Annotated in this window: 22 protein-coding genes and 1 tRNA gene; 6 read left to right on the top strand and 17 right to left on the bottom strand. The window is 38.1% G+C overall.

Going from position 1 to position 25,138, the window contains the following annotated elements:
- Positions 1 to 28: 28 nt before the first annotated feature.
- The 4 genes from FCU45_RS11560 to FCU45_RS02330 form a co-directional block, all read right to left on the bottom strand.
- Positions 29 to 181 (bottom strand): hypothetical protein, encoded by a 153-nt coding sequence (locus FCU45_RS11560; RefSeq protein WP_170175814.1) that lies wholly within the window; start codon positions 179 to 181, stop codon positions 29 to 31.
- Positions 182 to 247: 66 nt separating this feature from the next.
- The gene (locus tag FCU45_RS02340; protein WP_137011877.1) at positions 248 to 877 is read right to left on the bottom strand and encodes a hypothetical protein; all 630 of its coding nucleotides are present in this window, start codon (positions 875 to 877) and stop codon (positions 248 to 250) included.
- Positions 878 to 920: 43 nt separating this feature from the next.
- Positions 921 to 1,319, bottom strand: a complete 399-nt coding sequence (locus tag FCU45_RS02335; protein WP_137011875.1) for a hypothetical protein — start codon at positions 1,317 to 1,319, stop codon at positions 921 to 923.
- Entirely contained in the window at positions 1,319 to 1,603 is a 285-nt protein-coding gene (locus tag FCU45_RS02330; protein WP_137011873.1) for a hypothetical protein, read from the bottom strand. The genes FCU45_RS02335 and FCU45_RS02330 overlap by 1 nt, the downstream gene beginning before the upstream one ends.
- 124 nt (positions 1,604 to 1,727) lie before the next feature.
- Here FCU45_RS02330 and FCU45_RS11705 point away from each other — a divergent pair, with 124 nt between their 5' ends.
- On the top strand, positions 1,728 to 1,994 hold the full coding sequence (locus FCU45_RS11705; protein WP_342776128.1) for a helix-turn-helix domain-containing protein: 267 nt from the start codon (positions 1,728 to 1,730) through the stop codon (positions 1,992 to 1,994).
- 199 nt (positions 1,995 to 2,193) lie between these two features.
- Here FCU45_RS11705 and FCU45_RS02320 read toward each other — a convergent pair whose 3' ends face one another.
- From FCU45_RS02320 to nadB, 13 genes are all read right to left on the bottom strand, one after another.
- Entirely contained in the window at positions 2,194 to 2,802 is a 609-nt protein-coding gene (locus FCU45_RS02320; RefSeq protein WP_137011871.1) for a hypothetical protein, read from the bottom strand.
- Positions 2,803 to 2,985: 183 nt separating this feature from the next.
- On the bottom strand, positions 2,986 to 4,215 hold the full coding sequence (locus FCU45_RS02315; RefSeq protein ID WP_137011869.1) for an ATP-binding protein: 1,230 nt from the start codon (positions 4,213 to 4,215) through the stop codon (positions 2,986 to 2,988).
- A 330-nt stretch (positions 4,216 to 4,545) separates the two neighbouring features.
- A tRNA-Leu gene (locus FCU45_RS02310) sits at positions 4,546 to 4,629 on the bottom strand.
- Positions 4,630 to 4,768: 139 nt separating this feature from the next.
- A complete protein-coding gene (locus tag FCU45_RS02305) occupies positions 4,769 to 5,083 on the bottom strand; it encodes a F0F1 ATP synthase subunit C (RefSeq protein ID WP_137011867.1) in 315 nt (104 codons plus the stop codon).
- Positions 5,084 to 5,244: 161 nt separating this feature from the next.
- Complete coding sequence (locus FCU45_RS02300; protein ID WP_137011864.1) at positions 5,245 to 7,410, bottom strand: polyribonucleotide nucleotidyltransferase; 2,166 nt, start codon at positions 7,408 to 7,410, stop codon at positions 5,245 to 5,247.
- Positions 7,400 to 8,062, bottom strand: a complete 663-nt coding sequence (locus FCU45_RS02295) for a phosphoribosyltransferase (protein WP_188109178.1) — start codon at positions 8,060 to 8,062, stop codon at positions 7,400 to 7,402. The genes FCU45_RS02300 and FCU45_RS02295 overlap by 11 nt, the downstream gene beginning before the upstream one ends.
- Before the next feature lie 2 nt (positions 8,063 to 8,064).
- Complete coding sequence (locus FCU45_RS02290) at positions 8,065 to 10,254, bottom strand: LPS-assembly protein LptD (RefSeq protein ID WP_137011860.1); 2,190 nt, start codon at positions 10,252 to 10,254, stop codon at positions 8,065 to 8,067.
- Complete coding sequence (locus FCU45_RS02285; protein WP_137011858.1) at positions 10,247 to 10,696, bottom strand: RDD family protein; 450 nt, start codon at positions 10,694 to 10,696, stop codon at positions 10,247 to 10,249. Before FCU45_RS02285 ends, FCU45_RS02290 begins: the two co-directional genes overlap by 8 nt.
- 11 nt (positions 10,697 to 10,707) lie before the next feature.
- Positions 10,708 to 11,973: a phosphoribosylamine--glycine ligase gene (purD, locus tag FCU45_RS02280; RefSeq protein WP_137011856.1), complete on the bottom strand. Its 1,266-nt coding sequence runs from the start codon at positions 11,971 to 11,973 to the stop codon at positions 10,708 to 10,710.
- Between the two features lie 321 nt (positions 11,974 to 12,294).
- The gene (locus FCU45_RS02275; RefSeq protein ID WP_137011854.1) at positions 12,295 to 12,927 is read right to left on the bottom strand and encodes a uroporphyrinogen-III synthase; all 633 of its coding nucleotides are present in this window, start codon (positions 12,925 to 12,927) and stop codon (positions 12,295 to 12,297) included.
- A gap of 9 nt (positions 12,928 to 12,936) precedes the next feature.
- Positions 12,937 to 14,487 (bottom strand): glutamine-hydrolyzing GMP synthase, encoded by a 1,551-nt coding sequence (guaA, locus tag FCU45_RS02270; RefSeq protein ID WP_137011852.1) that lies wholly within the window; start codon positions 14,485 to 14,487, stop codon positions 12,937 to 12,939.
- Positions 14,488 to 14,582: 95 nt separating this feature from the next.
- A complete protein-coding gene (nhaD, locus tag FCU45_RS02265; protein WP_137011850.1) occupies positions 14,583 to 15,968 on the bottom strand; it encodes a sodium:proton antiporter NhaD in 1,386 nt (461 codons plus the stop codon).
- Positions 15,961 to 17,412 (bottom strand): L-aspartate oxidase, encoded by a 1,452-nt coding sequence (gene nadB, locus FCU45_RS02260; RefSeq protein WP_137011848.1) that lies wholly within the window; start codon positions 17,410 to 17,412, stop codon positions 15,961 to 15,963. The genes nhaD and nadB overlap by 8 nt, the downstream gene beginning before the upstream one ends.
- Before the next feature lie 239 nt (positions 17,413 to 17,651).
- On the opposite strand from nadB, the gene FCU45_RS02255 reads away from it, so the two are divergent.
- The 5 genes from FCU45_RS02255 to FCU45_RS02235 all read left to right on the top strand — a co-directional run bounded on the left by FCU45_RS02255 (position 17,652) and on the right by FCU45_RS02235 (position 25,136).
- Positions 17,652 to 18,017 carry a hypothetical protein gene (locus tag FCU45_RS02255; RefSeq protein ID WP_246032212.1) on the top strand — a complete coding sequence of 122 codons (366 nt, stop codon included), beginning with the start codon at positions 17,652 to 17,654 and terminating at the stop codon, positions 18,015 to 18,017.
- On the top strand, positions 18,007 to 19,809 hold the full coding sequence (gene uvrC / locus FCU45_RS02250) for an excinuclease ABC subunit UvrC (RefSeq protein WP_137011844.1): 1,803 nt from the start codon (positions 18,007 to 18,009) through the stop codon (positions 19,807 to 19,809). The genes FCU45_RS02255 and uvrC overlap by 11 nt, the downstream gene beginning before the upstream one ends.
- A gap of 71 nt (positions 19,810 to 19,880) precedes the next feature.
- A complete protein-coding gene (locus FCU45_RS02245) occupies positions 19,881 to 20,273 on the top strand; it encodes a PAS domain-containing protein (RefSeq protein WP_137011842.1) in 393 nt (130 codons plus the stop codon).
- Between the two features lie 9 nt (positions 20,274 to 20,282).
- On the top strand, positions 20,283 to 21,902 hold the full coding sequence (locus FCU45_RS02240; RefSeq protein WP_137011840.1) for an Hpt domain-containing protein: 1,620 nt from the start codon (positions 20,283 to 20,285) through the stop codon (positions 21,900 to 21,902).
- Positions 21,903 to 21,905: 3 nt separating this feature from the next.
- Positions 21,906 to 25,136 carry an ATP-binding protein gene (locus tag FCU45_RS02235; RefSeq protein WP_137011838.1) on the top strand — a complete coding sequence of 1,077 codons (3,231 nt, stop codon included), beginning with the start codon at positions 21,906 to 21,908 and terminating at the stop codon, positions 25,134 to 25,136.
- Positions 25,137 to 25,138: the final 2 nt, after the last annotated feature.

Genomic DNA, 25,138 nt, shown 5'->3' with positions numbered 1-25,138 from the left:
CAATTTCTAAAGCCGACATAAATACCTCCTAAAAAAATTCTCTCAAAGAGTCTCTAAATGGTTTGTAGTATGTTGCAAGTAGTGCGGCCACAATCATCATCAAAATAACAAACGACGCATTATGCTCGCCACGAAGTAATGCAAAAATAAACAGTGCAATTAAAAGCAATAAAAATGGCATAAAAACCTCCTAAATGAAGCAATTTGATACACTCAAGTATCGTTTATATTTCTCTCCAATATCTCGTTAGCTTTCTGTTTGCAAACTGATATGAACCGCAGGAATAAACCCTTTCTTAAACATTTCAACATACGATTTTGGTGTCAATATTGTAACATGTGTATCGGTTATATGAATATTTGTAGGTTCGTAGCCTTGAAATGTCCATTTGAAAATTTTATTGTTCCAAATTAAATATTCAATATTATTAATCTGAATCATTGTACCCTTTGGTAATAAATTCATTTTATCTTGATAGGTAACTTTTTGTTTTTTATTGATTCTATCTTGGTGAATAATTTTATCAATATTAGCTATACTTGTTGAATTATCAAGAAGTAAGCTTTGATTTGCTTCTAGCCATTTAGTTTTAAATTCATTGTATCTTGTTCTTCTGCATTCAGCACAAGGACGATGCCCTGCTGAAAATGCTGTTGCTTCATCTAAAAAAAATAGCTCAGTATATTTACCTTTTGCCATTAACTCTCGTTTTCTACCTTTGAATTCTAATTGACAAGTCACCCAACCTTTTATTTTAAAAGGTGAAATAATTTCTTTTTCCTCATTATGGATAATGCCACGATTTCCAAGAAATGCACCTCTTGATTTTACAGCTTTAATTTCACCTTTTGGGTTAACCCTATTTTGTAATGGCATCAAAACATCCTTTTATAAGCTAACAATTGCTTACATTATAACACTATTCTTGAACATAATAAACTGTATCGCCAATAGCCAATGTAAATTTCCAACCGTTTTTTATAGCATCTTCTCTCAGCCAGGTTTTTGGTTTATCAAAATTATAACTCTTGCAATTTCCTAAATAGTTTGGAAATCTATTTGACTCAAGACACCTCATGACCTTTTGAGAATTTTTTACTTTTTTAAAAGTCACATAAAATGAATGGTTATTAACTGCAATCCAACCATCTTGTAAAATGTCTATAACTTCAAAGACCTTATTGCTTGGTTTGCATTTTACATATTCATAAGTCATAGTTGAAGTTTCACAATCGATTATTCTTCCTATATCATCAGCATATAGATGGGAATTTCCAAAAAAATATGTCAATAGAAAAAAGAGATAAACTTTTGACACTACCATCTTCCCCCAGTAGTGTCATACATTGCCCAAAAATTTGCTTGTCTGTGATAGTAAGCATTTGCATTACCTTTCTTATCTGGCTTAAACCAAGCAAATATAAATGGCATCCACAAAACAAACTCTGCAAAAGCATTGTCACTTACACTGTGTATAAACGCTAGCATAGAGCTATAATCTGCGATAATCCAGTAACCTGCCAAAATAACTAGTGATATTACCAATAAAGTTAAATAACTTACAATAAGTCTTGCTAGTACATGTGCGAAATACTCTGCCATTTTTTGCTCCTGAAATATTTGTTTTATAGATTTATTATAAAAAAATTTTGCTTAAAAAATATTTCACTATAGGGAATTTTATTAATTTGTGTGATTCTATATAATCAAGTAAAAATGTTACAGGATTTTTTACATAGAAAATTTACAGGAAATCTCACAAGATGAGATACAAGAACTGCATCGAAAAATTGCTGATAATGTTAAAGCTATACGAAAACAAAAAAATATCTCACAACTAAATCTAGCTCATTCTATCGGTCATAAAACTGTAAGTACAATTGCAAAGATTGAAGCTGGGCATGAAAACAAACACTACAACATAGAACAACTCTATAAAATTGCTAATGTACTTCAAGTAGATATTAGAGATTTTTTTATACTCCAAACATAATTTAGTCCGTCGCTATTCACTGTCGTTCATAATAAGCGTGATTTTGTCCTTGAAAAAGGACAAAAAGAAGTATTTATATACTTGATTTTGTCCCCTAAAATAAAATGCTTACTAAAACGATACTGAGAAAGCCCTATATTAAGTACTTTCTAGCATAGTGTCAGAAAAAATCGTTACTAGGTTGAATTTTTCGTCCCTTTTACTCATTTGGAGACTTTAAGAGGGCGACAATATTCTCAAACTCTATAAGGTCGTCTTCTTTTATTTTGAACTTTTCAGTCACAAGTGCATAGGCATACGCATCGAAAATATTAAACTCTGGATACCTTTCTTGCAGATTATTTAAGCGAATATTTTCATAGACTCTTTTGATCTTTTTTTTGTTTTTATCATTGTATTTGTCAAAATGATAAATAGCTGCTCGTTTGATGTTTTCATCATAATTTTGATATATTGTTTTTACAAACTTTAGTAAAAATGAACGATGAATTACATAACCTTTTTTGAGTTTCAAATAGTACGCTTTTTTAAGCCAAGTATCTACGATCTTCTCAAGTCGTGATTTTGTTTTCTCTGAGCGGATGCCAACCATTTTATCCATAGTGGAAATAATCTCGGTAATTTCTGGCTCACCTTGTGTAATGTCCCAAATAATACCGGTCACAGCATTTATGGCTTTGTCATAATAAATATACGGTCGCTTAAAATCTTTATCTGTTAATTTATCATACAGATATTGAAAAGCATCTTTTGAATACGGATATATATCTAAGAGTGAAGATTTTTCTTTTGATTTAATTCGTGGCATTTTTTTCTCCTTAATAACCTTTATTTGATAGGACAAAATCGCTATCTATTAAGAGTATATTTGAAAAAACAAGCCAATTCTAGGGGTAAATTTTGATTGATACATAGTGATATATGCTGACACAGTAAATATTTTTCTATGTTTCTAAAAGATACAAAGTTTTAAAATACGATAGATGTCAGCTTAATAGATAAATCCAAATAGCCAAAGAGGAATTTTATTATCAATGCCAATCTCTATATCATCTGCAACAATATAAGCATCTTCTAGATTTTTAATCTGTTTGATATTTTTATCTTTTCCACCGATCTCAAATGTATATTTGTCATCAAGTATGAAGTCTCCGCTTTTAGGATAGTTTATATTATGTTTATATGAAACAGACGAAGCAAAGAAAGTTTCTCTTATAGTCCCTATTTTTGCACTGTCACAAAATATCGAAAACAGATTTGTGTTGTCCAAGTATAGCTTCTCAGGTTTAGAAATTATGCTCACACCGCTTGACTTTGCACCGAGTATTCTGATGAGTCCTGCTGCTTGTAATATTCCTAAGTATTTATAAAGTGTTCTTTGGTTAAGTTCAACTGCACCACAAAGTTTAGAGATGTTTATGTCATATGGTTCGCTTTGGCAAAGCATTATCATCATTTTTTTGAGTGCGTTTATCTTGTCGTGATCAATAGTATAGATCATAGGTAGATCGGTTTCTAATATCTGCATAGAGGCACTCAGTAATTTTTGTATGTAGCTCGTTTTACTAGTTGTATAAAACGGGTATGCACCATTTTTTAAATACTCCTCAAAATACACAAATGGTTTTACTTTTAATAGAATTTCTGTAGCTAGTAAAGTATGATTTTTCAATAGATCTTCCAAAGAAAAAGGTTCAAACTTTTCATTAGTTTCTAACTCTAAGAACTCTCTAAATGAGAGCACCGGTAGTTTATAGATCACTGCTCGCCTGCTTAAATCTGCTTTTCGAGGAAAGTTTGCTTCGCAACCGCTATTCGCTACTTTTGCATTGTCAATTGCGACCGCATTGGAACCTGTGAACACTACATTCAAACTAAAAAAGCTATCGTATATAAGTTTGAGATCTACCTCAAAACTTTTAATTTTATGAATTTCATCAATTATTAAAACCTCTCCCCCTTTTTTCTGAAACTCATCGGCAATAGCGAACAATCCAAGTTGGACTACAATGGGATGATCTGCCATAATGTAAAGTGTTTTTTTATTTTTATATATCTCATGAAGATATTGGAGTAGAATAGTTGTTTTACCCACACCTCGTGAGCCTAAAACTCCAATAAGCCGTTCATTAAAATCTATCTCAGAAAAAAGAAACCTTTTATAATCAGGTACCTTTTGAGCTAAGATTTGGTTTGAAAGTAGTTGTAGTTGTTCTATCATTTTTATTCCAATACATATAAATTAGTATATATTTTGTATTCTAGTACAAAACAATAAAATTGTCAACAAGAGCTATAAAAATTAGAAAACTTGCATAACTTGAAAATCTTGCGAAACTTATCAAACAAAGCTATAAAAACACAGTTTGATGGCTTGCAAAGTCCCTATTTATCGATGTTTTGAAGATGATATTAAGTTTATGTTAAGAATATTGAAGATTTTTGGGTTTACCGAGAAAAGACCGAGAAAATTTAGTTACCAAAATGTTGTCAAAAGCGTAAAATGAGTCAAGAACTACTGCTAGATTTTTGTTGATTTTGAAATTTTTTATGGTGCGGACGGGGGGATTTGAACCCCCACGCCGTGAAGCACGAGCCCCTCAAGCCCGCGTGTCTACCATTCCACCACGTCCGCTAAATATAAAAAACTCTTTCAACGACCATTTATCTTGATTTGTTCCCTCAAGGTAGCGTGTCTACCGTTCCACCACGATCGCATAAAGAAAATTTAAAAGTGCCGACCCGAAAGGGTCAGCGAGGGTTACTTTGGTTGATTAACCTAAGTAAGGGTTTGCGTAAAGTGCGATTAGAGCAATTACAAGTGCGTAGATAACCTGTGCTTCGATCATCGCAAGAGCGATAAACATCGTAGTCATAAGTTTAGCACCTAAACCTGGGTTACGAGCTGTACCAGCAATTGTAGCAGCAGCAGTATGACCCATACCGATAGCTCCACCAAGAGCAGCAAGACCAAGACCAAGACCTGCAGCGATCATTGAGTAAGCTTTAAGAGTTTGGTTAGCAACGTCACCATCAGCAGCAAATGCAGCAGTAGCAAGAGCTAACATTAAAAATAGAACTTTTTTCATAGTTTCTCCATTAAAATTATTACAAACTTTTTCGGCTAGCGTAACCATATCCACGGTGAATATAGCAACCCAAACATAAATGCAAGGATTTCCCTACTAAAATTTGATGGCGAATTATATACAAAAAGTACTAAAAATTACTTTAATGTATACAATTTTTTCTAAGCACGCCCTAGAGAGATCTTATTGCCCTTGAACTCTAAGATCTCAACATCTATCTCATCGCCCTCACTGACTACGTCACTTACCTTATCTACTCTCTGATCAGATATCTTGGAGATGTGAATCAATCCATCAGTTCCATCCGGCAACTCTACAAACGCACCGAAATCAACTATCTTTTTAATGACGCCTTTATATTTATCGCCTACTTTGTAATCTATATTGGCAACTTTAGGAGCGTTAACAATCCCTTCAATATGCTCTCTTGCAGCTTTTACGCCGCTTTTGCTTTTACCTGTTACTTTTACTTTTCCATCTTTTTTATCTATGTCGATTGCAACTTCAAACTTCTCAATTATCTCACGGATAGTTTTTCCTGCCTGACCTATTATCTCGCCGATAAAACTTGGATGAATATGGAAAAAATCCGTGCTAGGAAGTACGCCGTCATTAAACTCGATATTTTTTTCAGCTTCCTGCATGATGCCTATAATATGTGCTCTTCCCTCTTTTGCCTGGTAGAGTGCCTCTTTAAGTATATCTAACCCGATACCTCCAAGCTTAATATCCATCTGCATTGCAGTAATTCCATCTCTTGAACCAGTTACTTTAAAGTCCATATCGCCATCATGGTCTTCAAGTCCCATGATGTCTGAGAGAATCGCATACTTATCGCCTTCACTGACCATACCCATAGCAATTCCTGCAATAACATCGCTTGTCTCTATATCGGCAGCTTTTAGCGCCATATATCCGCCACAAACAGTAGCCATTGATGATGAACCGTTTGACTCCAGTATCTCAGAGACCAGACGAACTGTCTGCCCATCCAGATTTACAATAGGCTCCAGAGCTCTTTTAGCTAAATTTCCATGTCCAAGCTCTCTTCTCTTTGTTCCCATTATCGGAGATGCTTCCCCGACGCTGAATCCAGGAAAATTATAGTGAACCATAAAGTTCTCGTTTTGGATTCCCTCATCCGTCAATGTTTCAAACATCTGTGCATCTTTTGATCCACCCATCGTTAGTACGACAAGTGCCTGTGTCTGACCACGTGTAAAGAGACATGAGGAGTGTGCGCGAGGAAGAACATTCGTGCTTATAGATATAGGTCTTACCTCATTTAAAGCTCTGCCGTCTGCTCTGACACTCTCGCTAAGTATCTGAGTTCTAACCTGTTCTCTTTTGACTCTCTCGATCGCATCTTTTAACTCTACTTCATCCCAATGTTCTTGTGTAAGCATAATATTTTTTCTAAGTGCTCTTAGGGCAGTTGAGCGCTCTGATTTAGCCATCTGATTCATTGCAGCTTTAATATCCGGCATGTGATTTTCTCTTACATAACCGACCATCTCTTCGTTTATAACGTGCGCTTTATACTCTATAGCCTTAGTCTCTTTTTTAAACTCTCTAAAAGAGTCTTCATATTTTGCATTGCTCGCAAAAAGAAGTTGCTGTGCCCTCTGCAGGATATCTATAAGTTCATCTTCGCCCAGTGCGTTTGATGTATGCGTAGTAATAACAGGCGCACTCATCGCTGGATCAATAAGAGGGTCGATCACAAGAGCAGTGTCTATCTTCTCTGAACCGATGCTTCTCATCTCGATCATCAAAAGTTCGTCTTTTGTTCCCGATAGATAAAGGTCCAGCGTAGAGCTGTTTAACTGAGAAAGAGTAGGGTTTAAAACAAGCTCTCCGTTGACATTTGCCGCTCTTACGGCAGATACTGATTTGTTAATATCTATATCGCTTACATACAGCGCTGCAGATGCCGCATTAAGTGCCAAAACTTGCAGATCTGCCTCAGCGTCAACGCTAAATGTCATAATGGTTATCTGTGTAGGGTGTCCAAATCCTTTTGGGAAAAGCGGGCGAAGCGAGCGGTCTACTATACGCGAAGTTAGCGTTTCAAAATCACTCGGTTTTGTCTCACGCTTAAAAAATCCACCGGGGATCTTGCCTGCTGCATATGTTTTTTCAATATACTGTACTGTTAATGGGAGAAAATCATCTTTTACTATCTCTGTTTCGTCTATTACTACCGTTGCCAAAATAACGGTATCGCCGCTCTTTATCCAAGCAGCTCCGTTTGCCTGTCTAGCAACTTCACTAAACGAATACTCTTCACTTCTATTTTCTAAATCAATGTTTACATCATATTTCACTTTTTTCTCCTAATATTTTCTCTATCATATCTTCATCTATCTTATTTAACTCTTCGTAATATAGAGATGTCTCAACATAATCATCTATATTGTATATAAAAAATATATTGTCCGTAAACTGCTCTAAAAACTCCAAAACATCACTTGGAATTACAGGCACCGCAATATAGACAGCCTTTGGTTTCATCGCCAGAATCATCTTCAAAGCGGTTAGAAACTTCATTCCCGTCTCACTTCCCTCATCAACGAGTAAAACTACCTGATCGCTCATTGACGCAAAAGGTCTTCCCTTTCTGTATTGATATATGTAGCTAAGGATCTTCTCTTCATGCTTTCTGTGGGCTTCACCGTAAACATAGTCATATTTTATGCCAAATGCAGCTACTAAATTCTCGTTTATTACTATCTCTTCGCTCTCGCAGACCCTTGCAATCTCGCACTCACTGTTATTTGGTGCAAATATCGCTTCAGAGAAAAGAAAATCAACACTGTTTTTATATTTTCCTCTTAGATGATACGCCAGCTCTAAGCCGCCTCTTGAGACTGCTACTATCTTCCAGTTCTCATCTTTGAGCTTCTGCATAGGCACTACATCTTGAAGTCTTTTTGCTGCGTCTAGTCTGTCTTTAAGTATGTTTTTGTATTTTTTCATAATCAGTTCGTCTCCGATTTATCAGGAAGTCTATATACAAAACCTGAGCGTCTTCCCTCATTTTTCATTATCGGTTTAAGTCTGATGGTCAAATATATAAATCTGTCATAGACAGAATCAGATTCGCCATTGATATTAAGAATAGGTCTGTTGTTCTCTAGGTAGGTAAGCCCGAAATCCCAACATCTTTTTTGGTATAAAAAGCCGACCTCGAAGCTCTTCTTCTCGCTTCTTTCCAGATCATAATCAAGTCTGAAATGGTATGAGTAGTGTTTATCATATTTATACTCTACAGTTGAAGTCATATAGCTTGTTTTGGGGGAATATGTAGCAGTTTGAGGCAAAAAAGTGTCTCGATACATATGAGACAACCCTATATTTAGGCTCTCCCCATTATAGGATATTTTATTGAAATTTTTAGAAAAAGCACTCTCATCATAGTTATAGAACATATTGTTATAAAAATTTACACTATCCGTGATCTGATAGTCAAGTTCATTCTCAAGCTCGCCTGCACCGCCACCTATATCCTCATAAGAGTAGTTTTGAGAGAGTCTATGATAAAATATCTGTCTACCATCATAGTCGTAAAGATAGTGAGAGAAATAGAGCTGCATATTCTCTTCAATATCGGAGATATTATAGAATTCACATACGGGGTCTAACTGGTTTACAGGTAAAGAGCAGTAGGTGGCATAATCTTTATAATCTTCATAGTAACCGCTCTCGGTTTTTGATCCCTCTCTTTGATACTTGGCGCCGAAATCTATAACATGTGTACTCTCTTCATACGCTTTGGTAAGCTGGGTAGATGCGGAGAAAACGTGATAGTTTCTTGCAAATATACCGTTTTCATACTCATATACAGATGGGTTCGCACTATCTTCATCTCCTGTAAAGAGAGTATGTTGTGCATATAGATTTGAGTCGTAAGAGAGGCTTAAGAGCTCATCAAAAAGATGAGTCTGGAGTGTCAAAGGTATATTTATGTCAGTTTGAGTGGCGCTTTTACCCAAACTTCTGTAGTAGTTGTTACTCATAATATCAAAACTGTACAGGAAATGATCGTCCAATAATGTATCAAGGTAGCTGTGATAGTGCACTGCAGGCAGATTTTGGAGTGTTTTTTCATTACTATCAATAGTTAGGTCTTTATAGTGCTTAAAATATGTTGCGATATAATCATCATCAGTGTTGTAAAAAAGATTTATTCTAGAAAGCAGCTGCGTTGTAGTTGCATTTTTTGTCGTGTCGTTTGTCGATAAGTTTATATACTCTACGTCGTTCATATTTACAATGTCGGCATAGAGACCGGATTGACCCTTGAAACTTGTGCCAAACCACTCGTTTATCACATCAGAGTTCTCATAGAGAAAGTTAAAACCGTAATGCTTTTTGTTTGCCAGTTTGTTCTCTAGATAGTAATCCTCTTTCTCTTTAAAATACCCTGCTGTAAGATTTCCTTTTGAGATCTTAGAATCCACGAATCTAAATGTAGTGTAGAGTCCGCTTCCTCTATTTGTTCTTATTTGAGGTTTTAACTCCAGATCCCACCAATTGCTCTCTGCTATATATAACGCCTGCTCGTAGTAGAAGCCCTCTTTGCTTGAAATACCCACCATTGGAGGCAAAAGACCGGTTCTTCTAGTCGTATCTAGTGAGTAACCAAAGTACGGTGTGTAAAAAACAGGTATGTCGTATATATATATTCTGGCGTTGTAGAGGTTTAACCACATTGTATCGGTGTTATAGTCAGATGAAGTAAACTCCATCTTCCAGATAGGATTGTTTGGATCACATCCGCTCATCACTCCGGTATCTATATCTACTTCCGTATCTTTTGCGTAAGAGCCGTCTCCGCTGATCCAGACATCAGATGTCTGCTCAAGCATATAAAATGGTTTAAATGTTCTCTCTTTATTTGAAATATTGAGTTTTGCATACTCTCCAAGAAGCTTGACATTGTCTCCCTGATTTGCTCTGATGTTTCCAAATAGCTCTAACTCTCCGTTATTTCTGTCATAGATAGCTTTTTTCGCACTCAGCTGATAATCTTGATAGATAACGACAACCTCTCCGTCAGCCGTTACAATATTATCTTTGGTGTCCATGCTTGTTGCATAGACTTCAACTTTATCATCAGCTACAACACAAGCGGCAATTATTGTTAAAAGAAGCAGTAACTTAAGCATTTACAACCAATGTTTTAGCACTCTTGTCATGCCAAGTTTGTCTTGCAGGGTCCATAACTCCCCACACAAATCCGAGATAAAACATCATCTCGCTCACAACCCTTACAACTGCGCGGTTTAGTGCAACTATTACGTTGGGTTTTTGCATAGTTGAGATCTCTATCACTCTTATTTTCATAACTATCTTACCTATTGTAGCACCATACTGCATTACAAAAAAAGCCTGATATACGACCTTCATCGCCATATACTCTAAAACAAATGTATTTGTCAAAATAATCATCTCTTCAACATTTTGTGCTTCAAAAAAAGAGTCGCCGATTGCAATAATAAGCAAAAACGAAAGAAGGATCTCATCTATAAAAAAAGCCATACCCCTCTTCTTTACAGGAGCTAATGTCATTCCCTCTTGATAAAGTCTGTTGTTAATCTCTTCGTTCACTTCAATTCTTCTTAAAGAGCTTGATAAGCTATATCGGTTCTTAATTTTTTGCCTGCAAAATGAACCTGTCCGCATCTCATATATGCTCTGTCTCTAGCCTCTTTTATGCTATCTCCGATACCGACACATACCAAGACTCTTCCGCCGTCTGCATAAAGTACTCCATCTATCATGCTTACACCGGCATAAGAGATATGAGTATACTTCTCGATCTCTTCATGATGGACATCGTCAACTATGATCTCTGCAGGTGTTGAACTTGAGTATGGATAGTTTGCACTTGCCATAACAATGCCTACTGCAAACTGATTTGAAAACTCTACCTTTATTTCGCCGAGTCTGTTTGTTGCAGCTTTGTAAAACATATCGCTAACACTTGAGGTCATTAGCGGCATCAAGATCTCACACTCAGGATCTCCGAAACGGACATTGAACTCTAAAGTTATAGGCTCACCGTTTACAACCATGATCCCGATAAAAAGAACACCCTCAAAGGGTGCCCCCTCTTTTTTCATGCCGTCAAGCGTAGGACGGATTATGCTATCTCTGACCTTTTGGTAAAGCTCCTCATTTACAAGAGGTGTCGGAGCATAAGCGCCCATTCCTCCCGTGTTTGGTCCCTCATCATTGTCTTTAAGTCTTTTATGATCCTGAGCTGCCGGAAGCAAGATATAGTCATCTCCGTCACAAACTGCAAACATTGAAAGCTCATAACCGTCCAAGAACTCTTCGACGATCACTTTTAGTCCCGCATCTCCGAAGCTTTTTCCGCTTAGCATCTCAGATATAGCGACTTTTGCCTCATCGTGATTTTGAGCGATAATAACGCCTTTACCGCCGCAAAGACCGTCTGCTTTGACAACAATCGGAGCAGTTAGGGAATCTGTGAACTTAAAAGCATCCTCAATTGAAGCGGTCTCAATATAGCGTGCCGTAGGGATATTATACTTTGCCAAAAAGTTCTTCATATATACTTTTGAACCCTCAAGCTGAGCAGCTTCTTTGCTTGGTCCAAAAATTGTAAGCCCATGTGATTTGAAAATATCAACCACTCCATCAACAAGCGGAGCCTCAGGACCTACAATACTCAATTCAATATCGTTGGCTTTTGCATAAGCAGCCAAATCGTTGTAATCTTTAATGTTTAGATTTGTCCCCAAAGAGCTTGTAGCACCATTTCCGGGCATAAAAAAAAGTTCGTGAGCCTCTTTCTCGTTAGAGATCGCTCTGGCAATAGAGTACTCTCTGCCGCCGCTGCCCAAAATTAAAATCTTCATCAACACTCCATAAATAAGTTAAAAACATCTACTTAACCTACCATGGCAACCTAAGTGGATATTTTTATAAATGCAGCCCGGACGGCCGTCTCGCATTTGGCTTGGTTCTAAAAGCCGTATTTGGGCGAAGCGAGTATCTCATAACGGCGGCATCATCTCGACAGAGTTAACGTGTCTCAAACGACAACACCGACACACAGAGATCCTACTAGTTCGCAATTTGAAAATGTAGAACCCTCATTAGTGCGATATCTCGAACCATCCAGACTACTAGTATCATTATACAAAAAAAATTCTTGATTTTATTTTTAAATCAGTAATTTATTCCAGTGCAAGCTCTATGCAGCTCTCTATCGAGGTATTTTTACTGATCTGATATTTCACGCCTTTTGGCAAAAGAGCCGCCGTGGTAGTACCTATTACAATAACCTTGGCATCAGGATGTATAGTGTTGTTCTTTAAAAAGCACTCTATTGAAGAGGGCGATGTAAATATAAGAGTTGAATCATCATTTACTCTAACATCGAGTATCTCTTTTGAGCACTCGCTTACATAAAGAACTTCATCATCTATGCTGTATCCCTCATCTTGGCTTCTTTTTACAAAATCTGATGCTATCATCTCAGCCCTGAGATAGAGCCATTTCGTATCTTTTGAGAACTCTTTGATGTTTTTTACAAGATTGTCCCCGTACCCATCACCTACCGATAAAACTTTTCCGCCAAACTCTTCATATGCCACGGCAGTTTTTGCAGATACGCAAAGTGCCGGAATCTCTATAAACTCTTTTTTATCATACTGCTCTAGTGCCTTTACGGTCTGTTTAGATGTGATAATAAGATAATCATATTTTGAAAAGTCTATATCAGGCTTTAAAAACCTGACATCTAAAGATTTTATATTTGTAGCGTGTTCACTTTTAGAAGTGGCAAAGAGGTAGATCCTTTTTGGCATATCTTTAAACTATTCCCACTCGATTGTTGCAGGCGGTTTTGAACTTATGTCGTAAACAACTCTGTTTATGCCGTCAACCTCATTGATTATTCTTCTACTTATTCTCTCTAAGAGATCATGAGGCAGATGCGCAAATGTTGCAGTCATTCCGTCAACCGCTTCAACGACTCTTACACAAACAGTATTGTCGTAAGTTCTGTTATCACCCATTACGCCGACTGACTTTACATTGAGTAGAACCACAAATGCCTGCCACGTTTTTGCATAGTAACCGCTCGCTTTTAGCTCATCAAGCAAAATAACATCCGCTTCTCTAAGAAGAGTCAGATCAGTCTCATTCACATCACCCATAATACGGATTGCTAACCCCGGTCCAGGGAATGGATGACGGTTTATCATAGATTCAGGAAGTCCAAGCTCAAGACCTATTTTACGTACCTCGTCTTTAAATAGCTCACGAAGAGGCTCTATAAGTTGAAAATCCATCCAGTCAGGAAGTCCGCCGACATTATGATGTGATTTAATAACCTCAGACGGACCGTTTACGGATATAGACTCAATAACATCAGGGTAAAGAGTACCTTGAGCCAAAAATTTAATGCCGTCATGCTTTTTTGCCTCTTTTTCAAACTCTTCGATAAAAGTGTGACCTATTATCTGACGCTTCTTCTCAGGGTCGCTTACGCCTGCCAGTTTGCCAAGAAAATTCTCTCTTGCGTCTACCACGACCAAAGGCACTTTCAAGTTTATCTTAAATACCTCTTCAACCTGCTCTCTCTCGCCTTTACGCAAAAGTCCGTTATCTACAAAAACAGGAACAAGCTGATCTCCGATCGCTTCATAAAGCATCGCAGCTACAACCGAGCTGTCAACCCCGCCGCTAAGACCGCAAAGAACTTTTCCGCTTCCCACTTTTTCGCGGATGATCTTGATCTGCTCTTTTAAAAAGTGTTCCATCTTCCACTTCTCTGTAACTCCACAAATATTTTTTGCAAAGTTACGAAGCATCAGATAACCCTCTTCAGAGTGTTGAACTTCCGGATGGTACTGCATTGCATAGATACGTTTGTCTTCATTTGCTACAGCGGCATAAGGAGAGTTCGCAGATGTAGCGATAGGCTCAAATCCCTCAGGCAGAACATCAACTTTGTCGCTGTGACTCATCCATACAATTCTATCATCGTCGCAATCTTTTAAAAGCGGTGAGCAGTTCTCACCCGCATTAATAATTTTTAGCTCAGCCTTTCCGTACTCATGATGGCTTGCTCTGATAACGCTTCCGCCGAAGTCAACAGCGATTCTCTGCATACCGTAGCAGATACCTAAAACAGGAATGCCCATCTTGTAAACTTCCTGATCTACTTCGTAGGCATCTTTGCTGTATACCGAAGATGGACCGCCGCTAAGAATGATCCCTTTTGGGTTTTTTGCTCTGATATCTTCTACTTTTGTGTGGTAAGGAAGAATCTCACAATATATCTTATCTTCGCGCAAACGGCGAGCTATAAGTTGCGTATACTGAGAACCAAAATCTAAAACTATGATGCTGACATTTGTCATATAGGTACCTTTAATAAGAGTGTTTTGAAGTGCCAAAAACGGCGTTGAGAGGGGATGTACCCTTTTCACAATGTGAAAGGATACAATAATTAAGATTAATGTTTAATATAGAAACCTAATACTTCATACTGAACATACCAAATCGCAATAGAGACCACATAGCCTATAAAAATAGTCCAGGAGTATCTCATGTGTGCGCTAAAGGTATAGATGCCAGGTAGTTTACCCATAACACCGACTCCGGCAGCAGAACCAAAGGAGATAAGAGAACCCCCTACTCCCGCTGTTAGAGTCACAAGCATCCACTGATCAAGCCCCATATCAGGACTGGCTTTTAGCACCGCCGACATAACAGGAACATTATCTACGATCGCCGAGAGGATACCGACTCCTATATTTGACCATGTAGGTCCAAGAACTGATGGATCATAAACAACTGCTGCGAGTCCAAGCCAACCTATAAAATAGAGCGCACCGACAGCCGCTAATATTCCAAAGAAAAAGAGAAGCGTGTTGTTTTCGATCTTACTCATTGACTCAAATATATTTAGATGAGAGTTATATTTTCTCTTGAGTCTGTATTGGTAAATTTTAAGAAGTGCCAAACCGAACATCATACCCCACATTGCAGGAAGATGAAGAAGCTGATGAGAAAGAACTGCAGAAGCAATCGTTATCACACCAAGAGCGATCACTCTGTTAGCCCCCTTCATAAGCTCAGGAACTTTTTCTGTTGAAACATCAAAATCAGGCTGAGTCTCAGGCACGAACTTGCTTAGTAAAAATGCAGTGACCAGATATCCGCCGATTGATGCAGGAAAGAGGAACATAAAGTCTGTAAACGCGCCCTTGCCTGCCGTCCATGCCATAAGCGTAGTAATATCTCCAAACGGGCTCCATGCACCGCCTGCATTTGCCGCAACAACTATATTGATAGCACCCGGAACCAAAAACGATGTTTTACTGCGCTCGATAGTAATTAGAACAGTTGAGAGAATAAGCGCTGTTGTCAAGTTATCTGCTATCGGAGAGAGGAAAAATGCCAAAAATCCGGTCAGCCAGAAAAGTTTTCTATAGCTGTACCCTTTTGAGATAAGATTGTATTTGAGCTTCTCAAACACATTCATATGGATCAGTGTCTCAATATAGGTCATAGCAACAAAGAGGAAGAAGAATATCTCTGCGATCTCTAAGATAAGATGCTGTGCCTGAGTATGAACAAGATCCATACTTAAGTCATTGAGCATATAGTAGACAGCTATTAAAATAAACATAAACGTACCGATGAAGAGTGCCGGCTTAGCTTTATCTATGTGATATTTCTCTTCCATTGCAACAAAGTAATAACCTATAACAAATATAACAAGTGCCGCGAACCCGACCCATGTAAATGTCAAATCCGGAATGACCTCTGGGCTGCCGCCACCCGAACTTGCGAATGCAAAACTAAAACTGAGCATAATAATTAACAATTTAATCATTACTATCCTTTTCTATAAAATGTACACCGATAGATTCATCTCTTGCTAACGCTGCTAAGACGATCTCTTTTGCAGTCAGTAAACGAAATTTGAGAAGTTTACCAATTTTTTCATTTAAAAGAGCATTAATTTGGTTCAATGCGCTGTTTAGCCCGCTCTTTGTCCTGACTATGGAGACGTTCTCCCACATGATCTTGCGAAGAAGATTCTTTTTGGCTTTATCCTCTTTTAGGCTCATAACCTCATCGCTGACTTCAAATTTAAGATCTTTTTTAACATGTTTTTTTCTAAACATATCCTCTACGGCTCTTTTACCAAATACAAGACCTTCTAGTAGAGAGTTTGAAGCAAGCCTGTTAGCTCCGTGAACTTTAGTGGAAGCGACCTCACCTATCGCATAAAGTGATTTAACACTTGGAACAGCACCGTTTATATCTGTCTTTATTCCGCCTATCGCATAGTGAAATGCGGGTGATATCGGAACCCTGTCTTTTGGTACGTTAAACCCCAAAAGCTGAAGATTTTTATATATATTTGGAAATCTTTGCATAAAGTAGTCTCTATCAAAATTTTTAAATGAGAGATAGGTCTGCATAAGAGTCTTTTTACTGTAGTCATATATGGCCTTGCTCACTATATCCCTAGAGGCAAGTTCTCCCCTCTCATCATAATCAAAAAGAAATCGTCTCCCTTTTTCATCTTCGATAGTAGCGCCCTCTCCCCTTAACGCCTCGGTCAGAAGCATCTTTTGTGCGGAGTTGTTATCCACATAAACGGTTGGATGAAACTGCATCATCTCCATATCAGAGAGTTCTATCCCTTTTAGAACGCAGAGTCCCTGCATATCGGCACTGATGCAAGGAGCATTTGTGTGGTACTCATATAGCGAACCGACTCCCCCGCTTGCTATAATGACATTATCCGCATATATATTTCTGCTCTCTCTATGGTCAAGCACCGTAACACCGTAACACTCGCCATCTTTTATGAGAAGATCGACCACTCTGGCATCGCTTAGCATCGGGTGCGGGTTTTGCTGAAGTAAAAAGTAGTGCATATATCTGCCTGTTGCATCTCCGCCTGCGTGAAGTATACGCTCTTTGGAGTGAGCCGCCTCTTTTGTATAGAGCAGGTTTCCGTCTTTGTCTCTGTCAAAACTAAATCCACGCTCTATAAGATCATCGATTGTCGCTCTTGAGTTTTCGCTTAAAACCCTGACCGCATCTTCGTTGCAAAGCCCCGCTCCAGCATCAAGAGTATCTTGTACATGCAGAGGAATATCCTCTGCATCTATCGCCAAAGCTATGCCGCCTTGGGCATAAAAGCTATTGCATTTAAAGGTCTCCCTCTTATTTATAATGAGCACCTTTTTTTCGCGCGGTATATGCATTGCAGCGTAAAGTCCCGCTACTCCTGCACCTACGATTATTACGTCATATTTCATCTATTTTAGTTGCTGCTTTCGTTATTGTCGCTTTTTTTGATAATGAACTTTACGTTCTTATCACTTTGCGGCGCCTCTTCATAATATGGATCCGCCTTGTATCCACATCCACTCAAACTTAATAAAAACATTGTTATAATTATCGAATGAAAAACGCCAGTCAAATTATAAATTCTCTTCAAAGTAGACCCCAACTCTCTAAGTTATCTTATTATAAATGTATAAAAATAGTGCAATCAATGTTTACGCCGCCTGTGCAGAGAATGATCAACTTTGCCTACATAAAAAACAGAACCCTGTTTTTCGTCTTTAACCACCCCGTCGGAAAACAAGAGTTTGATAATAGTATACAAAGCATTAAAAGTGCTTTAAAGTTTCATACGCCTCTAGAGTGCAAAGAGTGCGACGCACCTCTTTTTGATGATATTAAAGCTTTTGTGACGCATACGCCCAAAAGAAGCCTGCAAGAGCATAAAGAGACAGAACATGTCTACCATGAACGCTCAAGCGGGAACTTTGAAATAAACATAGACGACGAAAAACTAAATTCACTAGTACGCTCCATACAAGAGATCATAAAAAAAGCAAACAATAATGAATCTTGAAGAGACTATAAAACAGCTCCCCGACTCGGCTGGAATCTACCAATATTTCGACAAAGACGGACGTCTTCTCTACATAGGTAAAGCAAAAAGTCTTGCAAAGAGAGTCAAAAGCTACTTTAACTTCACGCCAAATCTAAAACCAAACACAAACCTATCAAGCAGAATCACAAAGATGATCTCACAAACCCTCTCTATGAACTACATAGTGGTAAACTCAGAACATGACGCGCTTATTTTGGAGAACTCACTCATAAAACAGCTCGCACCCAAATACAATATTCTGCTTCGAGACGATAAGACATACCCCTACATCTATATAGACAATTCTGCAGAGTATCCACGTTTTGAGATAACACGAAAGATCATAAAGTCTGCAGATATTAAATATTACGGTCCCTACTCCGTGGGTGCAAGAGATATTTTGGACTCCATATATGAGATATGCAAGCTTGTTCAAAAAAAAGGGTGTCTTAAATCAAAAAAACTATGCCTCTACTACCAGATAAGAAAGTGCCTTGGTCCATGTGAGCTGGATGTCTCAAAAGAGAAGTACGCAAAAGAGCTGGATCTGGCAAAGGAGCTGATCCAAAACAAAAAAACACTCCTTAAAAAACTCGAAGAGAGAATGCTTTTTTATGCACAAAATCTAAGGTTTGAAGAGGCAGGCGAACTTAGAGACAGATGCGAGAGGATAAGCCGCTCCGAGATAAAGAGCGAGATAGATTTTGCAAGCGATGAGAACTACGACATCTTTGTACTAGAACATACCGAACATAGAGCGGTTGTCGTGAGGATTTTTATGCGCGAGGGCAAGATAATCTCCTCTTCTCATGACTATATTCAGCTGCATGAGGGGTATGATGAAAATGAGCTCTACCAAAGAGTCCTTATGGATTTTTACTCGGGCGAAAAACCGCCGATAATTGCGCCTATCTTAGTCGCGTCTGACTTTGAGGGAAGAGAGATAATTGAGGAGTATCTCACAACTCTTTTTGAGAAAAAAGCAGAGATCAGAGTGCCAAAAAGGGGAGATAAAAAGCAGCTTATAGAGCTAGCCCTCATAAATGCCGCAGAGCTTTTAAAGAGAGAGCATAAACATAACTCAGATGAGATGGCAGATGAGATCAAAGAGCTATTTAGCCTGCAAAAACTCCCGCTTAGGGTAGAAGTATTCGACAATTCGCATATGGCTGGAGTTGCCACTGTCGGGGCCATGGCTGTATATGAGAGTGGGAAATTTGATAAAAAAAGCTACAGGACCTACCATCTTGATTCAAAAGATGAATACTCACAAATGAGAGAACTTCTCACAAAAAGAGCAGAGAGCTTTGCAAAAAATTCTCCTCCTGATCTATGGATCATTGACGGTGGAGCGACACTTTTAAAACTTGCACTTGAGATCTTAGAATCAAGCGGTACATATCTCGATGTTATCGCCATATCTAAAGAGAAGATAGATGCAAAAGCGCACAGAGCAAAAGGAAAAGCGAGCGATATTATCCACATAAAAGATGATATTTTTAGACTCAAAGATAGCGATAAAAGACTTCATTGGGTACAAAAACTGAGAGATGAAGCCCACAGATGTGCCATAAATTTTCATAAGAAAACAAAACTAAAGCTAGACCAAGAGAGCAGACTGCTGGAACTAAAAGGTATCTCGCAGGCAAAGATCGTCAAACTTATAAAACACTTCGGAACGTTTGAGATGTTGAAAAAAGTAAGCATAGAGGAGATAAGCTCAGTTTTAAACATAAAAGATGCCAATATCATAAAAAATATTTATAAATAAGTTTTTTTTTAAATTATTAATGCTATATTTAGTGCAATTTATGCACCTACTATATTATACAAAGGTTTTTCATGGACAAAGTTATACCAAAAGATGAGGAGTATATTTTTGAAGGTAAGGTCGCCATCAGTCAAACGGACTTGGACGGCAATATAACCTTTGTAAATAGGAAATTTTGTGAGGTATCCGGCTATACGGTTGATGAACTGATGGGTAGCAATCATGATATTATCAGACATCCTGACGTCGAAGAAGCTACTTTTGAGAAGATGTGGAAAACATTAAATAGCGGTCAAGTCTACAACGGAATGCTCAAAAACCTTCGTAAAGACGGATGCTACTACTGGGTAGATATGGAAATCGCTCCTGTGTTTAACAAGCAAGAACAGATAACAGGGTTTATATCGGTAAGCAAGCCTTCTCCAAGAAAAAACATCCAACAAAAAAACAGTAAAACAAACTAAAGGGTTCAAATGTTAATCTATAATCATAAAAAAGAGTTTTTAGGAATTGATGAGAGTTATTTAAAGGCTCTAGGCTTATCAAGCTTAGCAGAACTTCAAAACGAGGTTGATGATTTTGCGAACCTCTTTGTGAAAACTCCAGGTTACATACACAACTTTAAACATGTACATTGGATCGATTACATAACTTGTAACGAGAGCGGTATAGACTCTAAAGTTATCATAAATGTAAAAGGCAAAAACTTTAGTACTCCGATAGAGATTCAAACTATGTACCTAGTTCAAAACCCTTTGGAAAAAGCTTATAGGATCAACCTTCCGAGTATTAAAGCTCTAACTGGTGAGCAGAGCCAAAAATTCTCAGCAGACATTGCTAAAAAAGGCACCGCTGCAGCGAAACCTGCTCCTGAAGTAGAGGAGCTTTACCACACTCCGGCAGCAACTGAGAGCCTATCAACTCAAACATCTTACGACCCTTATGAAGCGGATTTTGATGAAATAGACTCTGAAATAGAGGAGAGTGTATCAAAAGCTGATCTAGAAAAGAGTCTCTCGCTTGATGTTGAGATAGATGAAGATGATTTTGACTATACACCTGAATCTGACTTTGACGAGAAAATAGAAACTCCACAAAAAGAACCAGCAAAGCCGATTCAAAAGATAGAAAAAGAGGTAACAGAGAGTGAAGCGGATAACCCTTATGCAAACTATATGTACAACCCACAAACGGCATCAGAGGAGCTTGGTCTGCCGATAGATCTTGTAGAGGAGTTTATCCAAGACTTCATTGCACAGGCTAACAGCTTCAAGAGCGATCTCTACGAATCTGCAAAAGATGGAGATCTAGACAACCTTAGAATTCAGTCACATAAACTAAAAGGTGTTGCGGCAAATCTTAGAGTAGAGGATGCACTTGATGCGTTGACAAAAGTAAACTCGCTTGAAGAGTACTCAGAGATAAAAACAAATCTTGACAGACTCTACAGAATCATAAATAAGCTCTCAAACACAGATGGTACTACAATAGAAGAAGTTAACCATAAAGAGAGTTCTAAAGATGACGAGGATGATTTTATTCTATCCATAAAAGAGGATGCTGTTGCTTCTACTCCAAACATTGAAGACTCTCAAGTCCCTGACTCGATCGAGGTTCCGGAACTTGCGGATGATGAGTTTCTAAATCAAGCTTCTGAGATAAAAGAGCAGAGTATCGAAAAGCTTCCTTCAATAATAGAAGAGAACATTGAAACTTTTGAAGATTTTGCACAAGATGCTATCAATAAAGAAGCATCTCAAGAAAAAACACCAGATGTAGCGTTCACATACGACAAAAAACAGATAGCACATGAGATGGGTTTAAATATTGAAAGTTTTAACGAACTCTTTGATGATTACGTCAACGAAGCAAAAGAGCTTAGCAGCTCAATGCTTGATTATGTTGAAAAAGACAATCTTGGCGCATGTAAAGCTACAGCAGTAAAATTAAGAGGAATGAGCGAAAATATGAGAATCCACGATTTTGATGATGAGTTAAAGGCCATTATCAGCTCTTCTGATGACTTGGACAGCAAAAATCTTGTAGAAAAGATAATCTCGAAATTAAATCTAATCTCAAACTATAGAGGATAAGTAATGCAACTTGGATTAAAAAACAGACTAAGACTCATAAGTCTTTTGCCGATCATCGTACTGTTTGCGCTCAGCAGTTACTTTGTTTACAACTCATTCATGAACTACAAGATGGCTCAGCAGCTGCAAGAGAAACTAAATCAAAACAAACTCTTAAATGAAGTGGTAGGTAATGTCGCAAGAGAACGTGGTATGAGCTCTATGTTCCTCGGCAATAAAACCGAAAATATTCTGAAATCTCTAAACGAGCAGAGAAAAATTGTTGATGAAAAGACAGAGAAATATCTCAACTATATAGAAAATAACGAACTTCTTCATAAGCACACCAGCGAGGGCGGCAATGCTGCTTGTCTTACATGTGCCAATATGCAAAGCACGATAGCTGCAATCAACAAGATCAAGGAGATCAGACCTCTTGTAGATGCTAACAATATTGATTTTGATGAGATGTTTACAAACGTATACAGTTCGGCTCAAGACATCTTGGTAAGCCAGCTCCAACAGCTTACGGAAAGCCAAATAGATAGAGATATCAATGAGCTCTATAACCTTTATATATCAATGGTTAACGCTAAAGAGGCATCAGGGGTTGAGAGAGGATATATGTCGTATCTTATCTCTCGTTCTGCGGAGCTTACAAGTGAAGATCTAAATAAGTGGATCTCACTTATAGGAAAAGCCGATGCGATCAACTATGAGAGTATTCAAAATAGAGCTTTGGCAAACAAATTAAATGAACTATTTAAAACAGAAGATACTCTGGAACTTCTTGAAGATATAAACAGTGAAAGAACGGCAATTATTTCTCAAGCAGAGACCGGAGAGTATGACATAACTTCTGGTATCTGGTTTACAATGCTATCAGAGAAGATCAATATCATCTCAGAAGCTGAGAACATTATGCTTGACGCGATGGATCTTAGAGCACAACAGGTTCAAGACGATTCCCTGCAGATACTTGTTATTACATTGGGAGCTTGGTTGATAGCTATTATTCTTGCTATTCTAGGTTATATTCTCTCAAATGAGATCGCAAACAACATCAAACACCTTGAGAGCGTCCTTGAAAAAGTTGCTGAAGACTACGATTCTCAAGATAGAAAAATCAACCTCCACACTGCACAGGGTACCGACCTTGCGTATGAACTTCTTGAAGAGATCATTGAGCAAACCAAGAAAGATAAGATCTCAGCTCAAGAGGCTAGTGAAGCAAAATCTATGTTCCTTGCAAATATGTCGCACGAGATCCGTACTCCTCTTAACGGAATCGTCGGATTTACGGAACTTCTTAAAGATTCAGGTCTCCAAGAGGAGCAGAGCGAGTTTGTCGATATTATCGAGAAAAGTTCTGAAAACCTTCTTGAGATCATCAACAATATTCTTGACCTCTCCAAGATCGAGAGCAATAAACTTGAGATTGAAAATATCGCTTTCAATCCAATCCTTGAGTTTGAGAGTGCAGTTGAAGTTTATGCGGTTCGCGCAAGTGAGAAGCATATAAACCTTGGCTGCTTCATCGATCCAAGTCTTGAGTTTCCTCTTAAAGGAGATCCTACTAAACTCAAAGAGGTTATCATCAACCTCCTCTCCAATGCTGTTAAATTTACAAACAACGCGGGTTCCATAAACGTCAATATAAGAAGAATTGACTCTAGCGAAATTGGCAAAACTAGAGTCAAGTTTGAGATTCAAGATAGCGGTATAGGTGTAACCGAAGAGCAAAAGTCAAAGATCTTTGAAGCATTTTCTCAAGCAGATACTTCTATTACACGTAAATACGGCGGTACAGGTCTTGGACTTACTATTTCTAGCAGCTTCATAGACCTAATGGGCGGAAAACTCGACCTTGATAGTAAGGTCGGAGAGGGAACTACATTCTTCTTTACGCTTGATTTTGAAGAAGTAGAGACGCTTGCGGAGAGCTCAAAAGATAGTTTTAACACCATTAAGGCACTTATACTAAGCGACTCTATGAAGATAAAAAAACAGGATAAATACCTAAGAGAGTATCTTGATTACTTCGGTGTTGGGTACACTACGTTTAAAGAGATAAGCAAGGTGCCTATCTTGCAAAAAGATGTTAACTACAACCTTCTTTTTGTAGATTATGACTACGTAAGTGAGGAGATGCTTGCAGAACTTGCGAAACTACCTCAAGAGCTTATTGTTTTAACAAAATCAAATCTAATGAAAAAGGTTGACGGACTTGGTCTTGACATATTCAAGATTCTCTATGAGCCTCTACATGCTTCAAAAATAAAGCAGACGCTAGAGAACTATGTTATGACAAACGCATCTATGCAAGTCGTTAAAAAACAGTCTCGCAAAAAATTTGACCTTAATACATCAAGATTTGTAGCGAATGTTCTAGTTGCGGAAGATAATATAATCAACCAAAAACTTATCCAAAGAACGCTTGAGGACCTAGGTTTAAGCGTCACTATCGCAAACAATGGTCTTGACGCATTCCAAAAGAGAAAAGACGGCAATTTTGATATGATATTCATGGATATTCAGATGCCATTCTTAGACGGGGTTGAGGCAACTGCTGAGATACTAGAGTGGGAAGAGGATTACAAACAGCCTCACATCCCAATTGTCGCACTAACAGCAAATGCTCTTAAGGGAGATAGAGAAAAATTTTTGGCAGCAGGACTTGACGAGTACACGACTAAACCTCTTGTGCGCTCAGAGATCATTGCCGTGTTAAATCACTTCTTGGCAAATCACATTGTCGAAGTTAACGATCTGGCAAAAGATAAAGAGAAGATAGAAGATAGCAAAGAGGAGCACTCTCAAGAGAGCACTGCAACTCAGGAAGCTATTATAGAGAAGCTGAGTGAAGCGGTAGAACACCCTTCTAAGCCTGAATATAGAGCCGATATACTTATAGCTAAGAAAAGTGCTTTTGAGACAAGACTATACACAAGGATCATAGAGGGAATGGGGCTGACGTATGAAGTCGCATCTTCACTGGTAGACTTTAAAGAACTAATAGATAATTACTCTTACAAAGTCGTACTTTTTGACAAGGAGTACAGCGACCTAAATGTTGATGAAATCGCATCAAGTGTTAGAAAACTCAGCGGCTCAAACAGTCTTGATTCTCATATCGTCCTAATTGATGACTCCATCCACAAAGATGCAGCAGAACACCAGGAACAGGTAGATGAGATCATAAACAATGTTGTAAACAGAGAGTTACTTCAATCTCTGTTTAAAAAATATGCTTAAAA

This window comes from Sulfurimonas crateris, assembly GCF_005217605.1.
Classification (GTDB): domain Bacteria; phylum Campylobacterota; class Campylobacteria; order Campylobacterales; family Sulfurimonadaceae; genus Sulfurimonas; species Sulfurimonas crateris.
This window is presented reverse-complemented; position numbering and strand designations above follow the sequence as displayed.